This is a genomic window from Planktothrix sp. FACHB-1355, assembly GCF_014748295.1.
Taxonomy (GTDB): Bacteria; Cyanobacteriota; Cyanobacteriia; order Cyanobacteriales; family Aerosakkonemataceae; genus Aerosakkonema; species Aerosakkonema funiforme_A.
Map to the genome: position 1 here is coordinate 1 of NZ_JACJUP010000818.1, position 3,233 is coordinate 3,233.

Annotated in this window: 4 protein-coding genes; 3 read left to right on the forward strand and 1 reads right to left on the reverse strand. The window is 45.7% G+C overall.

The genetic code is table 11. The features are described from left to right. Positions 1-1,281 (forward strand): glutathione-disulfide reductase (gorA, locus tag H6S82_RS25360; RefSeq protein ID WP_191056901.1); only part of this gene is annotated, 1,281 nt, incomplete at its 5' end. A gap of 70 nt (positions 1,282-1,351) precedes the next feature. On the opposite strand, the gene H6S82_RS25365 is transcribed toward gorA, so the two are convergent. Beyond that, entirely contained in the window at positions 1,352-1,588 is a 237-nt protein-coding gene (locus H6S82_RS25365) for a hypothetical protein (protein WP_190463325.1), read from the reverse strand. Between the two features lie 821 nt (positions 1,589-2,409). Between H6S82_RS25365 and H6S82_RS25370 the strand changes: the two genes are divergently transcribed. Together H6S82_RS25370 and H6S82_RS25375 are read left to right on the forward strand one after the other, a co-directional pair. Next, positions 2,410-2,895, forward strand: coding sequence for an adenylate/guanylate cyclase domain-containing protein (locus H6S82_RS25370; RefSeq protein WP_190463327.1), 486 nt, complete (start codon positions 2,410-2,412; stop codon positions 2,893-2,895). A 76-nt stretch (positions 2,896-2,971) separates the two neighbouring features. Next, a partial coding sequence (locus H6S82_RS25375) for a hypothetical protein (RefSeq protein ID WP_199317959.1) occupies positions 2,972-3,233 on the forward strand: 262 nt, incomplete at its 3' end.

Below are 3,233 nucleotides of genomic sequence, written 5' to 3' on the forward strand. Positions count from 1 at the left end.
GGTACCTGTGTAATTCGCGGCTGCGTTCCTAAAAAATTAATGGTATATGCCTCTAAGTTCTCGCATCTATACGAAGACGCAGTTGGCTACGGTTGGAGTAAAGTCGAACCCAGCTTTGATTGGCAAAAACTCGTTACCGCCGTCAACAATGAAGTCATGCGTCTGAATCAGCTGCATATTAACTTTTTGGCAAAAGCTGGCGTCGAGTTATTTCAAAGTCGCGCCACTTTAGTCGATTCTCATACCGTAGAAGTAAATGGACGCAAAATCACAGCCGACAAAATTTTAATTGCTGTCGGCGGCGAAGCTATCAAACCGGATTTACCTGGCGTGGAATATACCGTTACTTCTCGCGAGATGTTTCACCTTAAGGAACAACCCAAGCGTCTGTTAGTTATCGGTGCTGGCTATATCGCCGTAGAATTTGCCTGTATCATGCACGGATTGGGCTCTCAGGTAAGTGTGATGATTCGGGGCGATCGCATTTTAAAAGACTTTGATGAAGATATTAGCAGCGGCGTTAAGGATGGCATGAGCAAACACGGTATCGACTTTATTTGCAATAGCCTAGCCAAAAAATTTGAACAGACATCAGAAGGGATTAAAATCACTTATGCTGAAAAAGGCAAAGACACAGAATCCACTATAACCGCAGATGCGGTTTTATTTGCGATCGGTCGCGCACCCAATTTAGCCAGACTCGGTTTGGAAACAGCCGATGTTGAAGTTATCAACTGCGAAGATGAAGATTTGCCTAGATTGCACGGTTACAGCGTCAACTGCGCCATCCAAGTTGATGAGTACAGCCGCACCAACCAACCCAATATTTTCGCTGTCGGCGATTGCACCAACCGCATCAATTTAACACCCGTTGCTATCGGTGAAGGTCGCGCTTTTGCCGATACCGAATTTGGCAACAATCCCCGCGTTTTCAGTCACCACGAAGTCGCATCTGCCGTATTTTCCCAACCCGAAGCCGGCACAGTCGGATTGAGCGAAGCCGAAGCGCGACAAAAATATGGCGACGCCGTAAAAATATATCGCGCCCGTTTCCGTCCCATGTTCCACAGTTTGACTGGCGCTGATGAAAAAGTTACGGTCAAGTTAGTTGTTGACAGCAATACCGAGCGAGTATTGGGCGCTCATATGGTAGGCGAAAATGCCGCCGAAATTATTCAAGGCATCGCCATAGCCGTCAAAATGGGCGCTACCAAAAAAGACTTCGACGCCACAGTGGGAATTCATCCTTCTACCGCTGAAGAATTTGTCACGTTGCGATAAATATCTGAAAAATCGGGTTTCTTTGTCAGAAACCCGGTTTCTGACAAGTGCAAGCTCTGAGATTTCCTATTTAATCAATACTTGAAATGATTTCCTGCAATTCCTCTAGAGTACTCACCCTCTTGAGTCCCAGTTGAATTGTCTTCAATCGCTCCAAATCAGAAATTTGAGATATTTCCGGCATCAGCTGTACTCCCTCGCTGCCGAATTTCATCTCTAAAATTAGTTCGATTGATGACAGTCGTTCTTGGCGTATTCCTTGTTGCAAAATTTCTTGATACCACGGAGACTCGCTTAACACTGCCATATCCCACCTCATGATTTGCTGAACTAAAGCTCTTTTTTAACGCCACAAAAACCCCGACAGCTTAGAAATCTTGGGCTATACAATTCCTCTTCAGAATAGAGGGGACTTTCAATGATAAAAACCCGCCGATGCGGGTTTTGTTTGTCTTGTCGCGATTTCGATCGCTCCGATATTCTCAATGCTAATATTTAATTTTTCTAAATCTTTCAAACAGCAACACCCAAGCCATATTCTCTGAGGAATCTCCTCTCATTGTTTTTCAGCCCGGAGTTGCACTGAGATATAAAATCCAGTTCCCTATCTCCCTTGGCAATACATGAGGAAATATCAGACTTTTGGTTGGGTGTTACTGTTTTTGGATGAGACAGATGCTATATGAAACAGCGGCTTTTACCTCTTTATTACAAACGTTAACTTCGCTGTGGTATCTGTCGGAGAAGCTTGTTTGCTTCATGTTTTTAATTTAGCACGCTTTTTCAGAGAGACAAGCGAATGAAACTAAACTTTACTTTGTGTGAGGTGACTGCTGCTTAGTTTAAGAAAATAAATAAAGCGCGATCGCTACACTTGAGATTACTTCTCGGACAACAGAAGAGTTTGTTATATATTGAACGGTGTCGCTAAACTAAGAGCTATCTTCCCTACTTGACCCCTTTGTGTGGGTTAGCCCCAAGCTTTGGTCGCTACGATCGTTGGGCGAGGTGCTATCTCAATATTGCTAGATAGTCAGATGGGCGATGCAAGTGCGCGTACAGACTGCATATCGTTGCTTTATTGCCCTCCCTCTCAGGAAAGATTTATTGTTTTGAATCCACCAAGCCATGTTTGAGAACGCGCTCACTTTGGTGTTCACCGATCTAGTAAATTCTACTGCCATGAAACCCAAATTAGAAGGCAGTGACATCAGCGCACGCAACCGCGTGTATCGGGACACAATTTTGATGCCGCATCGCCACCGCGTTGAAGTCAGTGTAGAGAAATACGGTGGGCGCAAAGTTGAAACTATCGGCGACGCTTTCTTCCTCGTCTTCCCCAAACCTATTCAAGCTGTACAATGTGCGATCGCCATCCAAAATAGCCACATCACCGACCCTATTCCCACACCATTTGGAAAACTGCAAGTCACGATCGGAATGCACACGGGTAGCCCGCTTCCGGATGCCGATCGCTTCATCGGACACGAAGTAGATTATGCCGCCCGTGTCGCCGCCCTCGCCAGCGCCGAGCAAATTTTACTCTCGGAAGCCACCGCCGCACTGTTGCGCGACACCCAAATCGCTGAGTTAGCCCTGCATCCCCATCTTTGAAGTCCTCTACGGCGACAACAAAGAACCCAAACCCCTCAAAGACGGCATCAAAGCAGGGATTGACTTTTGGCGGAAAGTGTGCAGAGACAGACTAGAATCGCAAAAACGGCTCACCACCAATCCCCTCACAGCTGAAGAGGGAGTAACCTTCGATTTAGATGAAATTTACATACCCTTGGGATTGGTAGAGAGAAAACAACGCGATCGACGCAGCGGAAATATTTCTCCAGAACAAGGTTCTCAGCTATACAAACCTGTCAGCTTAGATCTGGTATCGCCGCCAAAGGAAGTAACTGCAACATTTGAAAACGATGAGTTTTTTGAGAAAGTCCTCAAAC

Coding starts and splice junctions, on each gene's coding strand:
- H6S82_RS25370 (WP_190463327.1), top strand. CDS start 2,410: ATGTTTGAGAACGCGCTCACTTTGGTGTTCACCGATCTAGTAAATTCT.
- H6S82_RS25365 (WP_190463325.1), bottom strand. CDS start 1,588: ATGGCAGTGTTAAGCGAGTCTCCGTGGTATCAAGAAATTTTGCAACAA.